Raw genomic sequence first — 14,230 nt, 5'->3', positions numbered from 1 at the left:
AATTTTTGATTATATACGACAATAAAAGTATATTTAATTTTATATTTATTTCGATTATTTGGATAATAGTACCTCTAAGAATACTATTTATAAATAAGTTAGAATATTAAAGGGAAAATAAAGAAAAAACAAATAAAATTGAAAGAAAACACTAAGAAATCTAAAAATTATGAAAAAAGTATTGGTTTTTAATTTTTATAATGTTAGAATTTAGGAAAGAAAAATATTTTTATAAATATTATAAATTTTGGAGGTACTTTTATGAAAAAAAGAATTTTGTTTTTTGCTTTATCTTTGGTTATGTTTTTTAATTTTTCTTCCCCACTTATTCATGCTTTAGATATTGAATACTCTTCTGAGCATTCTTATTCAGATAATAATGTCATAGTCGATGATAGTAGTATTGAAGTTGATGGATATGTATACAAAGATGAAGAACTTGATTCAGTTTTAGAAAATATTGAATTAATTTCTAATAATGTTGATTATTCTGAATTTGATTCGATTAGTAATTTAGAATACGCAACAATTACTCCTAGAGTTGCTCCTGATATACTACTTCTTCTTCCTGGTATATATTATGTTGTAGGTATCGGAAAAATTGTTGTTACAGCTGCAAAAACTATAATTATTGGTTCAACTGTTGTTTCTGTTGGCACTATTTTATGGAAAAAAATAACTTCCTTTATAGTTAAATATAATTGGAATAAGTCAGTTGATAATGCTATTATTAAGTGCAATTGTAATAAGAAAGGTCATATATTAAAACAAAAGGATGATTGGAATGAATTTTTTAAAAAGCCTAGTTGGTCAAACGTTTCTCCATTGATTGCGAAAGCATTAAAAGAGGGTTCAGAGAAACATGAAAAATCGAATGTTTATTTAAGAACTATATATTATAAGGGTGAACAAATTTCTGTCAGATTTATAAAAGATTCTAAAGGTTTAGTTCAGGCTCTTAGTACTGCTTGGGTGGTGAGAAAATGAAGACATTAAAAACTTATTTAGATATTATGACTAGTGATTATTCCAATGATTGTTTTATCGATGAAGATGATATTTTAATTTTCAATGAAACAGATTTGGGTGATTTATTTTCTTATGATGATTTTAATTGTCATGATGTTTATATTTTATTATTAAGTAACTTAATTTATTATAAAAAAATGAATAATAGTAGAGTGGTTGCTAAAATTTCGTTTTTAATTTCTTACTTTATATTTGTTTTATGGACTCCACCAATGTCCGTTTTTCTTTCGACTTATTATATCGAGTTGTCGTTAAATTATGACAGTAGTAATGATTTGTATAAAGACTTTTATAACTATGTTTTGGAGGGTAATTAATTCTAACTTTTAGTATAATATTTTGAAAAATATTATGTGTTTTATTAAAAAAATAGGGAATATCCAATTTTAAGACAATTATCAAACCCCGATACAGCAATGTATTCGGGGTTTTTCGATTTAATCTTTGACAATTGAATAGACAAAGATAGGACGTTATCCTTGTCTAAACAAGTGGGATTTAAAGAGAAAATAAAGAGATATTAAAAGGAAAATAAAGAGGAAAAAAACAAAATCAAAATAAAATACTAATAAATCTAAATATTATGAAAAAAGTATTGATTTTCAATTTCTATAATGTTAGAATTTAACAAAGAAAAATGTTTTCTTAATATTAGGTATATTTATTAGTGTTTTTTTAATTTTATTTTAGATAATATAGGGGGAAAAATGAAAAAGAAAAAAATCATACCAATTTGTTTAGCGTCACTTTTAACACTTCAGGCTAATAAAAGGTGAATGAGTTTATGAAAAAAAATATGAAAATAGTATATTTTATGTTATGTTTTGCGTTCTTTTCTTTAGCATTAAGTGATCCAGAAATAAAAGGCGATATTCTGAGAAGGGCATTATATGCTATTATGTTAGTGGCATCAGGAACTTATGCTGTAGATGAAATAAAGAATAAAAGAAAATAAAAAAATAAAGTCTAAAATAAAATTATTAAAAGTGAGGGGCAATAGCTCCTCTAATTTTTTGTAAAAAAAGAATAACCTCGAAGGGCTATTCTTAGCAACTGAAATGAATAGCATTATAACTATCCTAACTCCAGTATATCAATGTATGTTATGGTTTTTTCATATGCAAAAACCCGTATACTCTTATTATTAATTTTAAGAGTATACGGGTCGTTTAATTCTATATATTATCCCAATATTTCTTCAACTATTGGTATAGGATCAACCTTATTATCTGTAAATGAGAATGTTTTGTAGAAGTTTTCTATCCATTCTTGCTTTAATTCTTCGTCGTGGTAAACAGTGCAAAGTAGGTCTCCAGTTTCTATTTTGTCACCTTTTTTAGAGTTCATTCTCAAGCCGACTGCGTAGTTTATTGAGTCTTCCTTTGTTGCTCTACCAGCACCAAGATGCATTGCAAGTATTCCCAACTGCTGAGAGTGAATATGTTCAACATATCCAGCTTCTCTAGATTTCATTTCAGTTACAAATTTTGCCTGCGGAAGAAGCTTTGTGTTTTTGATCTGTTCTACATTTCCGCCTTGGTATTCAACCATCTGAAGTAGTTTTTCAAATGCTTTTCCAGAAGAGATTGCCTCTTGAAGCATTTTTCTTGCTTCTTCTTTAGAATTTGCTATTTTTCCCTGCATAAGCATTATTTCGCCAGCACACATACAAAGCTCTGTAAAGTCTTTTGGACCATTTCCTTTTACTGTTTCGATTGCTTCTTCAACTTCTAGTGCATTTCCGATTGTATTTCCCAACGGCTGATTCATATCTGTAATCATCGCCATTGTGTTTCTTCCTAGTCTATTTCCGATAGAAATCATGGCATTAGCAAGAGTTTTTGCGTCTTCAATTGTCTGCATGAAAGCACCTTCACCATATTTCACGTCTAGCAAAATAGTATTTGAACCAGATGCAAGCTTCTTAGACATAATTGAGGATGCTATCAGTGGAATAGAGTTTACTGTTGCTGTTACGTCTCTAAGTGCATATAACTTTTTGTCAGCAGGCACTAATTCACCAGTTTGACCAATTATTGAAAGTCCGATTTCGCTAACCTGTTTCTTGAATTGATCCTCAGTAAGGAATATATTGAATCCTTCTATAGATTCTAGTTTATCCAATGTACCACCAGTGTGTCCAAGCCCTCTTCCTGACATTTTTGCAACCTTCAAGCCGCAAGCTGCAACCATGGCTCCAAGTGCCAAAGAGGTTTTGTCACCAACACCACCAGTGGAATGTTTGTCAGACTTAATACCTGGTATGCCTGATAAATCAAGGACATCTCCACTATTCATCATTGCTTCAGCAAGCTTTGCAGTCTCTTTTTCATCCATTCCATTCAATACTATCGCCATTAATAGTGAGCTAGTCTGATAGTCAGGAATTGTGTCATTTGTTACACCGTCAATCCAAAATTGAATTTCTTCATCAGTCAAAGCTAGTTTATTTTTTTTCTTCTCTATAATATCTAAAAATCTCATAATTTGCCTCTTTCTAAAACTTAAATTTACTTGTCAAAATACATAATAGTAGCTATGTTTTTTATTTGATATAATCGAATCTCTGTAGAGTAGATCGAATTCTGAAGTGGTTATATCAACATCAATAATCCAACTATTAGTGCTGATAATAAACTAACTGAGAATCCGCCTATCATTCCTCTGACCCCAAGTCTGGCAAGAGTAGATTTTTTTTCTGGACAAAGTATAGAAATACCAGAAACACACATACCTATACTTCCTACATTGGCGAATCCAGCCAATGAGATACAAAGCATAAGGGCTGTTCTCTGATCCATTCCAGCCAAGATTGGAGCAAGTTTTCCGTATGCTACGAATTCATTTAAAACAAGCTTTGAACCTAATAGTTCACCTGCTTTTAGTATATTTCCACCATCAAGTCCCATCATATAACCAATTGGTGCGAATATATATGATAAAATTCCCTCAAGTGATAGACCAAAGTTACCCAAAATACCGTTGATAAGTGCAACTATTGAAATTATGGCGATAAGTGCAGCACCGATAGCCATTGCCATCTGCATACCGTCCATTGCGCCTGCAGAAAGTGCATCGATTACATTTTCGTTATTACCTTTTCTGTCCATTTTAACTTCATCAATTTCATTGACTTTATCTGACTGAGGGCATACAATCTTTGAAATGATTATTGATCCGACTGGTACTAGAGTAGATGCAATAAGTAACGACTCCATTGGTATGCCCAACGCAACGTATCCAGCTATGATACTAACTGACATACTTCCCATACCAGAAACCAAAACCAACATTATTTCACTGTCAGTCATTAGATTAAGGTATTTACTTACTAATATTGGAGAGTCAGTCTGACCCAAGAACATATTTGCAACTGCAACGAAGCTTTCCACCTCAGAAGTTTTAAATACTTTTCCAAGAACCCAACCTATTTTTGAAACGATAAATCCCAAAATTCCTAAATAATACAATACTCCTACTAACGCAGAGATAAACACTATATTACCCAAAGTCTGGAATGCGAAAATAAATCCTGTTGGTGCACTAGACAGACCAAGAGATCCGAAAACAAACTGTATTCCCTCGCTACCGTAACCTAATACCTTTGCAACTGCATCACTTACGCTTGAAATAACACTTCTACCAGCGGGAAGCTTTACGATAAGTGCTGCGATAATAAATTGTACAATCAAAGCCTTTATTATTTGCTTTTTGTCGATGGCTTTTCTATTGTACGATATGGCAAACATTAATGCCAAGATAACAATAATTCCTAAAATGTTTAATAAAATTTTCATATGTCCTCCTAGTTTTTGACTATTTTATTTAGAAAACTATTTCCACAAAAATCACCTTTTGTAGACAAAATTTCTGAGATTGTTTTTGCTATATCTGAAAAACTATCTCTAGTTCCAAGATTTACTCCTGGTTTGATGGTGTCTCCATAAATCATCATTGGTACGTACTCTCTTGAATGATCTGTGCTAGGTGTAGATGGATCGCAGCCATGATCAGCTGTAACAATCAAAACATCATCCTTGTTCATTTTTTTTATCATTTTTTCGAGCTGAATATCGAACTCAGTTGCGGCATTTGCATATCCATCGACATCGTTCCTATGACCATATTTCATATCGAAATCAACAAGATTGACAAAGCATAGACCTTCGAAATCCTCGTCCATCAAGCTCAAAGTTATATTCATGCCATCAGAATTATCTTTCATTTTATATGTTTTTTGTATTCCCTTGCCGGCAAAAATATCAAAAATCTTTCCAACTCCAATTGTCTGATATCCATTTTCTATCAATTCGTCCATAATTGTTTTTGATGGAGGTAGTAGAGAGTAGTCGTGTCTGTTTGATGTCCTAGTAAAATTGCCAATATCGCCAACAAAAGGTCTGGCAATTACTCTTCCAACTCCCAGTTTATCGCCCTTCAACATTTCTCTAGCAGTTTCACAGTAGCTATACAATTCGTCCAGAGGAACAATTTCCTCATGAGCCGCAATCTGAAAAACTGAATCTGCTGAAGTGTAGACTATCAAGTCACCAGAATTAATATGTTGCTCACCAAAATCTCTGATAACATCAGTTCCAGAATATGGTTTGTTGCAAAGATAACCTCTTCCAACCTTTTTAGAAAATTCCTCCAAAAAATCATTCGGAAAGCCATCTGGGAAGGTTGGTAGTGGTTTTTCTGAAATTATCCCAGATATTTCCCAGTGGCCGATTGTCGTATCTTTTCCATTAGAAGCTTCTGCTAATCTTGCAAAGCTGCCTATTGGAGATTTTGTTGCCATATTGAGATCTTGTACACCCTCAATATTAAAAAGTCCCATTTTCTGTAAGCAAGGAGTGTTATATTTTTCAGACTTAACTATTGCCGAAAGTGTATTACTACCTTTATCCCCATATTTTTCTGCATCAGGCATTTCTCCAATTCCAAAGCTATCTAACACGATCAGAAAAACTCTTTTTACTTTATTCTTTTTCATAATTCATCCCTCAATAATTATAAGCTTTTAATATCCTAAATCGTTTTTTTCTCCTTTTAGCATACTGACTGCCGAGCTAGTTCCTATTCTTGAGCATCCGGCATCGATAAATGCTTCTAGGTCATCGATACTTTTCACACCGCCTGCAGCCTTGATTTTTACCTCTGGTCCGATGTGATTTTTGAACAATAAAATATCTTCCATTGTTGCGCCACCAGTGCCGAATCCTGTAGAAGTTTTAATATAGTCGGCTTTTGCATTTGTTACGGCCTTACACATTTCTATTTTTTCTTCTTCAGTAAGATAACAAGTTTCTATAATTACTTTCAAAACCTTATCTCCACAAGCTTTTTTCAGTTCGCAGATTTCGGACTCTACCTTTTTGTAATCTCCATTTTTTACATCTGAGATGTTGATTACCATATCTATTTCATTGGCACCATCCTCTAACGCATTTTTTACTTCTAACAGCTTTGATTCGGTAGAGTTATATCCCAAAGGAAAACCAACTACCGTACAAATATTTATCTTTGTATTATAGCGTTCATGTACTCTTTTGATGTATGCTTGTGGAATACAAACCGATGCAGTTTTAAATTCTACGGCTTCATCACACAATTTTACGATGTCTTCCCACGTTGAATACGCCTTTAGAAGCGTGTGGTCAATATGGCTTAGTATAAATTCTTTTTCCATTATTACTCCTTTCAAATGAGTTAGATTTTTGTTTTTTATGTTCTTTCTCGAACATTTTAACTCTATGACTATAATAATACACTTGAAAACATTTTTTGTCAACGATTTTGTTAGTTATCAATCAAAAATAGGTTATATTTTTTCAAAAATATATCAAAAATGTTATAATTCAATCATAAAATGGGGTGTTCTTTATAGATTTTTTCAAAAAGTAACAAAAATTACCTTTATATTTAGATTTTTTTTTGATATTATGATATAATTATCTAAAATTGATTTTATACACAGGAACGGAGGTGGCATTTTGTCTAAAAGAGAAGATAGAATTAATAATATAATATCTATTTTAAAAAGTTCAAATGGTTCATCGGTAAAAGATTTGGCAAATGAACTAAATGTATCTGAAATGACAATTAGAAGAGATTTAAAAACTCTTGAAGAGAAAAATATAATAGATAATTTTTATGGTGCGGCTGTTTTTAATCCCAGAGAAGACAATCCAGTAAATAAGTCTGATGAGTTTTCATATAGTATAAGTATAAATTCTCATAAAATGGAATATCAAAAGAACTGTATTGGAAAAAAAGCGGCTGAATTTGTGTGTGAAAACGATGTTGTTGTGATTGATACAGGAACTACAACTGAAAAATTAACACAAAACATAGATAACGAATTGAGCTTTACGGCGTTGGTGTTTAGTGCAAATAACCTGATTCACCTTCTTGGAAAGCCAAATGCAGAAATAATTGTATCTGGAGGAAAATTTCATAGGGATACAGGAATGTTTGAACCATCAATAGATATGGAGCTTGTAAAGAATACGAGGACTAATAAATTGTTTTTGTCGGCTGCGGGCGTTCACGAAAAGCTAGGAATAACATGTGCATATTCCTACGAAATATTGCTGAAAAAAGAGGTGATTAATAATTCACTAGAAGTATTTTTGCTAGTAGACTCTTCCAAATTTGGCAATGTGGCATCTGCTTTTATATGTGAGCTTGATTACATAGATAATATCATAACCGACAGAGGAATCAGTGACGAGTGGGTAGAGATTATAAATAAAATGGGGATAAATTTAATCATTGCAGACTAATAGAATGTGTTATAATAGAGATTTTTTTGGTATAATAATAAAAAGGTCATAAAAAAAGACTATATGGTAGATTCATATGGTGAAATAGTAGTTTATGAAGGAGGTTATGTACCATGAAATTTGAGTATCTAAAGAAAGCAGATCAAGAAGTCTATGAAACTTTGGTCAAGGAATACGATAGGCAACAGAGAAATATTGAATTGATAGCTTCTGAAAATATTGTGTCCAACGCTGTTATGGAAACTATGGGAAGCTATTTTACAAATAAGTATGCAGAGGGGTATCCTTCGAAAAGATACTATGGAGGTTGCCAACACGTCGACGAGTTAGAAAATCTTGCAATAGAAAGATTGAAAAGAATTTTTGGTGCTGAGCATGCCAATGTTCAACCTCATTCTGGATCACAAGCAAATCAAGCAGTGTATTTTGCTGTATTGGATTATGGAGATAAGGTTTTAGGCATGGATTTGTCTCAGGGTGGGCATTTGACACATGGTTCTCCAGTGAATATGTCTGGTGTTAACTACAATTTTGTCGCTTATGGAGTAAATCCGGAAACTGAAATGATAGACTATGATAAATTAAGAGAAATCGCACTTATAGAAAAACCAAAGATGATAGTAGCTGGAGCCAGTGCTTATCCGAGAGAGATTGATTTCAAGAAGATATCTGATATCGCAAGGGAAGTGGATGCATATTTTATGGTGGATATGGCTCATATTGCAGGCTTGGTTGCTGCTGGATTACATAATAATCCAGTCGAATTTGCCGATTTTGTGACTAGTACTACTCATAAAACTTTGAGAGGACCAAGAGGTGGAATAATACTTTGTAAGGAAAAATATGCAAAAAAAGTTGATAAGGCAATTTTTCCAGGAATTCAAGGTGGTCCTCTGGAACACATTATTGCGGCAAAGGCAGTGTGTTTCAAAGAAGCCTTGCAGAATGATTTTATAGAATATCAGAAAAATATCGTCAAAAATGCTTCCATCCTAGCTGATGAGTTGAAAAAGAGAGGATTTGACTTGGTTTCAGGAGGAACGGACAATCACTTGATACTGCTGAATTTAGTTTCAAAGAAGATGACTGGAAAAGAGGCTGAAACTCTTTTGGACGAGGCGTATATAACTGTGAATAAAAACTCCATACCATTTGATAAGGCAAGCTTTGTAGAAACTAGTGGAATTAGAATTGGTACACCTGCTGTCACATCAAGAGGTATGAATGGCGATGATATGATAAAGATCGCTGAAGCTATTGATTTGGTAATAACTTATAGAGATATAGAAGCTGCACAGAAAATTGTTGTGGGATTAACTGAGAAATATCCATTACCGGAATTTGAGAAATAAAAGCGATGATATTATTTGTTTTTCAGATTTAAAATAGTTGACATTAGAATAATAAATATTTATTTTTTTAGTTAAAAGTATGATAAAATAGAGTGGGAGAATTTAATTTCTCACTCTATTATTTTTGGGGGAAGTATGAATAAGAACGTGAAGTTGGATGAGGCTATTAATCTTATAAAAGACGGTGATACAGTTGCGCTGTCTGGTTTTATGTTGGCGACTGCAGCCAGAGAAATAATGGTGGGCATTGGTGAAAGGTTTAAAAATACTGGAAGCCCCAGAGGTTTAACTGTTTATCAAGGTGCTGGAATAGGAAATAACAGAGATCAAGGTGTATGTGAAATGAGTTTTCCAGGCTTGATAAAGAGGTATGTTACAGCACACTTTGCGAACAATCAGCCAATGATAAAAATGGCGTTGAATAATGAGGTTGAGGCATATAATTTTCCTCAGGGTGTAATATCCCATCTGTATAGACAAGCGGCGGGGAAAAAGCCTTTTGAAATAACGAGGATAGGTTTGAATACATATTGCGATCCGAGACTTAAGGGTGGAAAGGTAAACGAGGCTGCAAAGGAAGATTTAGTGGAGCTGATACATATAGATGATGTTGAATATCTAAAGTACAAAGTTCCCAAGTACGATATAGGTATAATAAGAGGTACGACTGCAGATGAGCATGGAAACATTACGATGGAGGACGAGTCTTCAATAATCGATTCATTAGATATCGCTATGGCGGTCAAGGCCAGCGGAGGAAAGGTTATTGTTCAGGTAAAAAATATTGTGTCTTCTGCATCTATCAATAGAAAAGATGTTGTAATTCCAGGTGTGTTTGTAGATGCTGTCGTCATATCTGAGGAGCCTGAGATATATCATAGACAGACACCGGGCACCTTCTATAGTCCAGTTATTGCAGGAAAGTACAACTCCAATGAATTTTCAATATCAGGCGTGATTTTTGATGAGAGAAAAATAATTGCGAGGAGAGCTATAGAGGAATTGAAGAGTGGATCTGTTGTCAATTTGGGAATTGGAATACCGGAAGCCGTATCTTCTGCAGCAGTCGAAGCAGGAATTTCTGATATAGTTTTGACAGTTGAAAGTGGGCTTATCGGAGGAATACCTTTGGGTGGTTCGAATTTTGGTTCTGCTGTGAATGCATGGGCATCTCTACCTATGGCATCTCAGTTTGATTTTTATAATAGTGGTGGATTGGATAAATCTTTCTTGGGCTTCGCACAAATTGATTCAAATGGCAATATTAATGTAAGTAGGTTTGGAGATAGAATTGGTGGTTGTGGAGGATTTATTGATATAACGCAATCGACAAAGAATATTGTATTTTGCGGAACGATGACTTCCAATGGATTAAAAACGAAATTTGAAAATGGAAAGCTTGTAATATTGAGTGAAGGTAAGACTAAAAAATTTAAAAATAGTATTGATGAAGTTACATTTAGTGCACATCAGAGCAGGATCAATGGGCAAAATGTTATTTTAGTTACTGAAAGATGTGTGTTCAAATATGATGATGAAGGCTTAATCTTAACTGAGGTCGCTCCAGGAATTGATATAGAAAGTGAAATATTTGGTGTAATGGATTTCAGAACAAGAATATCAGAAAATCTGAAGTTGATGGACAGAAAGATTTTTGATAAATAAAGAAGAAAATAATTTCGAATATGGGAGGAAATTTGATGCTTTACAATTTGATAAATGCATTATGCATCGCAGCAGGTGCGATTATTGGTCTTTTTCTAAAGAAGGGAATACCTGATAGGATAAGGGAAACCTTGATTAAGGCTATGGGGTTATGTGTATTCTACATTGGAATTACACTTGCCATTAAGGGCGAAAATACCTTATTGATTATTATTTCTATTGCTATAGGAACTGTAATCGGTGAATTTTTTGATTTTGATGCAAAGGTGAATAGGCTGGGAGCTTATTTACAAAGTAGATTTAGCAAGGGAGAAAAATCTAGGTTTGCCGAGGGTTTTGTAACAGCGAGCATTCTCTTTTGTGCTGGTGCGATGGGAATTGTTGGAGCATTGGATGCGGGTTTGACAGGGAATGGAGATACATTAGTTGCCAAAGGTATAATAGATGGTATCATCAGTGCAGTGTTTGCAGCGACAATGGGGATTGGTGTCGCTTTTTCATCAGTAAGCGTATTTATTTATCAAGGGCTATTTGTGTTGTTGGCGACAATTATCAGTCAATATTTGGGTGATCCAGTCATTGCATCTGTCAGTAGTATAGGAGGCATTGCGATTTTGGGCATAGCAATAAATTTGGTATTGGACAAAAATATTAGGGTTGCAAATATTGCACCGGCTGTGTTCATACCTATGATATTGTCTGTTTTTGGAATAATTTAATAAGATATTTAGGAGGGTGTTTAATTGAGGCGTTTATTTAGGGTATATTTTGAGTTTATTAGAAGCTTTTTTTCTAATGTGACTCAATTTATAAAATATCAACTTGTTACAAAGTTCATATTATCTATGATTATAATCCCTTCGTATGGGTTGATAAGTGGATTTTTGATAAAAAGCAAGGGGTATAATTTACTTAGTAATGGAGATGTGTTAAATTTTCTATTTTCAGCTAGAGGGTTTATTTTTCTTATGATGATGGTTTTTACTGTTGTAGTTGAAATAGTGTTAGAAATTGGTGGATACATTGCGATAAGTTCGAAAATTGAAGACAGACAAAGTGAGTCGGGGTATTTAGATTTATTGAAGTATAACTGGAATATGCTTCCAAAGATGATGTCTTTTGGTGGAGTACTGATAGTAATATATTTGCTAATACTTGCTCCACTCAGCGGGTTTGGATTAAAGCTTTCTTTCTTGAAAGGTTTTTATGTTCCCAATTTCGTAATGAGTGTGATACAGACAAACAGCACTTTTAAAACGATATACTACATAATTGTAGGTATTGTGCTTATATCTAGTGTATTTATGATATTTACATTCCATTTTATGATTATTTATGGACAAAATTCAACGAAGGCAATCAAGTCGAGCTTTGAATTAGTTGTGAAAAATAAAAAGAAGTTTTTCGTTGATATTGTCGGAATAACTATTATAAATACAGTGGTAATAACCTTGGGATTGCTAATTTGGGCACTTGCATTGATGTTATTTTTTAGTTCATCTAGTGGATTTTTTGGTAAGTCATTGGCGATATTTCTGCTTCAGCTTCATAGTATAGTGATATTATTGATATCCATGCTTGTAGTTCCATTCGAATGCTTACATTTTACAAAGATATTCTACCAATTAGTTCCGAGTGAAGAGCATGTATTTGTGCAGATAAAAGAAAAAAAGAAAAAATCGATTCTGGATAAACTATTTATGCGAAAAAAAACCTTCATAGCCATTTGCCTAGTTGTTTTAATTCCGATATCAGTTTTTCTGGGGGTTTTTACAAGGGAATTTCTTGGATACAACAGTCAAATAATGATAATGGGACATAGAGGCTTCGGAGATGGAGTTCCAGAAAATAGTATTAGTTCGATAAAAAAATCTATATCAGAAAAAATAGACTATATTGAAATAGATGTTCAAAGAACTAAGGATAGGTCATATGTACTAAATCACGATAAAAATTTTGCAAGAGTTGCTAGTTCTAATAATACTTTCATAAATGAAGATGTTTTGAATTTGACATATGACCAAATCAAAGAAATAAGACTTGGTAAGGGTTTTGGAGATAAATACAAGAATGAAAAAGTTCCAACAATTGAAGAGGTATTGGATCTATGCAAGGACAAAATAGGAATAAATTTGGAGTTAAAAGGTAATGTCGATCAAAAAATGATGGACGACCTAATGGATATTGTCGACAAGAAAGGAATGAAGGAGCAGGTAATTTTTACATCTTTGACAAAATCAAATGTCGAATATATTGAAAATAAGGATGTGACTTTTAATACAGGTTTGATTAATTATTTAAAAATAGGTGACTATACAAATATCAATGTAGACTATTTTATGTTGGAGGAAAATGAGATTACTGACAAGAACGTTGATTCAATACATGAAATTGGGAAAAAGGTAATTGCTTGGACTGTAAACTCAGAGGAGTCCATTGAAAATATGACAAAGCTGGAGATTGATGGGGTCATCACCGACAATCCACTTGATGTAAAAGATAAGCTAAAAGAAAATGCAGAGTTAACAGAAAATGAATTAATAGTATCCAGATTTTTAGATTTACTAAATTTTAGGTAAATTGGGAGTAACTTTATTTATTACTCTTGTAAAAGATGCTATTAATATCAACATATAGCTTCTTAGAATAATTGTAATAGTTATCTAAGAAGCTATTTTTTATATAATAAATTTACTAAAGCCAGAATCATATGCTTATTGACATTTTATATTGAAGTTTTTTGTTTTTTTCATATAAATATATTTTTATTTATTCTGTGTCAATGATTTGTATTATAAAATGATATTATTTAGCCAAAATTATAAAATAATATCATTTTATTAAAATAACATAAACTTTACAAAAATTAAAGTTTATGTTATTATTGGGATGAAATAATTGCATTAAAAATGATATATTTATAGGTTTAAAATAATTATGGTTACTGAAAGGAAGATGACTTATGTTTAATAATGAAGTATTTAGAGTTATTTTTACATTTTCTATTCAATTGATAGTATTTATCATAGTTATTTTTGCATATTCTATTCTTTATAGAAAGAGTTTTAAGGAAGTGTTTTTTAGCAACACTTATTTGCTTCTTGTGTATTTGTGTTTGATTGTTTTTATATGCTTTATTTTGCCAAGAATATGGCGATATTTAGGATTATAGTTATCTTTGAGATGTTGTATGAAATCTATTATTTATTAAATAAGTTATTGGCATAAAAGGTGCAGGATATTTGCCAATATATAATACAAAAAAGCAAATAGCTATAGATGTTTTTATATCAATAGTTATTTGCTTTTAATATGTTTATAAGTTATGTAAAAATATGAGAAATAATAATATTATTTAAAATTCCTTATATCTTTTCATGACTTTATTTTTCTATC

Annotated in this window: 12 protein-coding genes; 8 read left to right on the top strand and 4 right to left on the bottom strand. The window is 32.3% G+C overall.

Features of this window, described 5'->3' with window-relative positions:
* Positions 1-261 precede the first annotated feature (261 nt).
* The 3 genes from FYJ71_RS06640 (at position 262) to FYJ71_RS06630 (ending at position 1,984) form a co-directional block, all read left to right on the top strand.
* Positions 262-987: a polymorphic toxin type 35 domain-containing protein gene (locus tag FYJ71_RS06640; protein ID WP_154538015.1), complete on the top strand. Its 726-nt coding sequence runs from the start codon at positions 262-264 to the stop codon at positions 985-987.
* Positions 984-1,346, top strand: coding sequence for a hypothetical protein (locus tag FYJ71_RS06635; RefSeq protein WP_154538014.1), 363 nt, complete (start codon positions 984-986; stop codon positions 1,344-1,346). Before FYJ71_RS06640 ends, FYJ71_RS06635 begins: the two co-directional genes overlap by 4 nt.
* A gap of 497 nt (positions 1,347-1,843) precedes the next feature.
* A complete protein-coding gene (locus FYJ71_RS06630) occupies positions 1,844-1,984 on the top strand; it encodes a hypothetical protein (RefSeq protein WP_154538013.1) in 141 nt (46 codons plus the stop codon).
* 227 nt (positions 1,985-2,211) lie between these two features.
* On the opposite strand, the gene FYJ71_RS06625 is transcribed toward FYJ71_RS06630, so the two are convergent.
* The 4 genes from FYJ71_RS06625 to deoC form a co-directional block, all read right to left on the bottom strand.
* Positions 2,212-3,513, bottom strand: a complete 1,302-nt coding sequence (locus tag FYJ71_RS06625) for a pyrimidine-nucleoside phosphorylase (protein WP_154538012.1) — start codon at positions 3,511-3,513, stop codon at positions 2,212-2,214.
* 110 nt (positions 3,514-3,623) lie between these two features.
* The gene (locus FYJ71_RS06620; protein ID WP_154538011.1) at positions 3,624-4,826 is read right to left on the bottom strand and encodes a NupC/NupG family nucleoside CNT transporter; all 1,203 of its coding nucleotides are present in this window, start codon (positions 4,824-4,826) and stop codon (positions 3,624-3,626) included.
* A gap of 8 nt (positions 4,827-4,834) precedes the next feature.
* Positions 4,835-6,025 carry a phosphopentomutase gene (locus tag FYJ71_RS06615; protein ID WP_154538010.1) on the bottom strand — a complete coding sequence of 397 codons (1,191 nt, stop codon included), beginning with the start codon at positions 6,023-6,025 and terminating at the stop codon, positions 4,835-4,837.
* 27 nt (positions 6,026-6,052) lie between these two features.
* A complete protein-coding gene (deoC, locus tag FYJ71_RS06610; protein ID WP_154538009.1) occupies positions 6,053-6,721 on the bottom strand; it encodes a deoxyribose-phosphate aldolase in 669 nt (222 codons plus the stop codon).
* A gap of 304 nt (positions 6,722-7,025) precedes the next feature.
* Here deoC and FYJ71_RS06605 point away from each other — a divergent pair, with 304 nt between their 5' ends.
* The 5 genes from FYJ71_RS06605 to FYJ71_RS06585 all read left to right on the top strand — a co-directional run bounded on the left by FYJ71_RS06605 (position 7,026) and on the right by FYJ71_RS06585 (position 13,413).
* Positions 7,026-7,817 carry a DeoR/GlpR family DNA-binding transcription regulator gene (locus FYJ71_RS06605; protein WP_154538008.1) on the top strand — a complete coding sequence of 264 codons (792 nt, stop codon included), beginning with the start codon at positions 7,026-7,028 and terminating at the stop codon, positions 7,815-7,817.
* A 113-nt stretch (positions 7,818-7,930) separates the two neighbouring features.
* Positions 7,931-9,169, top strand: coding sequence for a serine hydroxymethyltransferase (locus FYJ71_RS06600; RefSeq protein ID WP_154538007.1), 1,239 nt, complete (start codon positions 7,931-7,933; stop codon positions 9,167-9,169).
* Positions 9,170-9,304: 135 nt separating this feature from the next.
* Positions 9,305-10,834 (top strand): acyl CoA:acetate/3-ketoacid CoA transferase, encoded by a 1,530-nt coding sequence (locus FYJ71_RS06595; protein ID WP_154538006.1) that lies wholly within the window; start codon positions 9,305-9,307, stop codon positions 10,832-10,834.
* 35 nt (positions 10,835-10,869) lie between these two features.
* A complete protein-coding gene (locus FYJ71_RS06590) occupies positions 10,870-11,553 on the top strand; it encodes a DUF554 domain-containing protein (protein ID WP_154538005.1) in 684 nt (227 codons plus the stop codon).
* A 24-nt stretch (positions 11,554-11,577) separates the two neighbouring features.
* Positions 11,578-13,413, top strand: a complete 1,836-nt coding sequence (locus FYJ71_RS06585; protein WP_154538004.1) for a glycerophosphodiester phosphodiesterase family protein — start codon at positions 11,578-11,580, stop codon at positions 13,411-13,413.
* Positions 13,414-14,230 lie beyond the last annotated feature (817 nt).

It is taken from the genome of Peptostreptococcus porci, from assembly GCF_009695815.1.
Classification (GTDB): domain Bacteria; phylum Bacillota; class Clostridia; order Peptostreptococcales; family Peptostreptococcaceae; genus Peptostreptococcus; species Peptostreptococcus porci.
This window is presented reverse-complemented; position numbering and strand designations above follow the sequence as displayed.

Excerpts from the sequence above, each read along its gene's own strand:
- FYJ71_RS06635 (WP_154538014.1), top strand. The coding sequence starts at position 984 with ATGAAGACATTAAAAACTTATTTAGATATTATGACTAGTGATTATTCC.
- FYJ71_RS06590 (WP_154538005.1), top strand. The coding sequence starts at position 10,870 with ATGCTTTACAATTTGATAAATGCATTATGCATCGCAGCAGGTGCGATT.
- FYJ71_RS06620 (WP_154538011.1), bottom strand. The coding sequence starts at position 4,826 with ATGAAAATTTTATTAAACATTTTAGGAATTATTGTTATCTTGGCATTA.
- FYJ71_RS06615 (WP_154538010.1), bottom strand. The coding sequence starts at position 6,025 with ATGAAAAAGAATAAAGTAAAAAGAGTTTTTCTGATCGTGTTAGATAGC.
- FYJ71_RS06640 (WP_154538015.1), top strand. The coding sequence starts at position 262 with ATGAAAAAAAGAATTTTGTTTTTTGCTTTATCTTTGGTTATGTTTTTT.
- FYJ71_RS06595 (WP_154538006.1), top strand. The coding sequence starts at position 9,305 with ATGAATAAGAACGTGAAGTTGGATGAGGCTATTAATCTTATAAAAGAC.
- FYJ71_RS06600 (WP_154538007.1), top strand. The coding sequence starts at position 7,931 with ATGAAATTTGAGTATCTAAAGAAAGCAGATCAAGAAGTCTATGAAACT.
- deoC (WP_154538009.1), bottom strand. The coding sequence starts at position 6,721 with ATGGAAAAAGAATTTATACTAAGCCATATTGACCACACGCTTCTAAAG.
- FYJ71_RS06630 (WP_154538013.1), top strand. The coding sequence starts at position 1,844 with ATGTTATGTTTTGCGTTCTTTTCTTTAGCATTAAGTGATCCAGAAATA.
- FYJ71_RS06625 (WP_154538012.1), bottom strand. The coding sequence starts at position 3,513 with ATGAGATTTTTAGATATTATAGAGAAGAAAAAAAATAAACTAGCTTTG.